The sequence below is a fragment of the Methylobacterium sp. A54F genome (assembly GCF_053346035.1).
Window position 1 is genome coordinate 1 of the sequence record NZ_JBKFBF010000085.1, and the last position, 324, is coordinate 324.

A 324-nucleotide genomic window follows, 5' to 3' on the forward strand; every position below is an offset into this window, starting at 1 on the left:
GCGAGGTGGATGCAGCGAGACGGGCGGGTCTCCTCGCTGTGGCTCTTGCGATCGTTGCAGCGCTCGGAGCGATGATGTTCGGCTGGCTGCGGGTGTCCCGACCCGTCCAGGGGATGACCTCGGCCATGCAGCGCCTGGCGGGCGGTGATGCCGCCGTGGCTATTCCTGCCTCGGGACGCCGCGATGAGATCGGGGCGATGGCCGCAGCCGTCGAGGTGTTCAAGGACAACCTGATCCGGACACGCCGGCCCGAGGAGGAGACCGCGCAGGCCCGGCAGGCCGCCGAGGAGCAGCGCAAAATCGGCATGCGCCAGATGGCCGACA

1 protein-coding gene is annotated in these 324 nt (G+C 69.8%); it reads left to right on the top strand.

Translation table 11 applies throughout. From position 1 onward, the window contains the following. A partial coding sequence (locus ACLBXP_RS25450) for a HAMP domain-containing protein (protein ID WP_447670614.1) occupies positions 1-324 on the top strand: 324 nt, incomplete at both ends.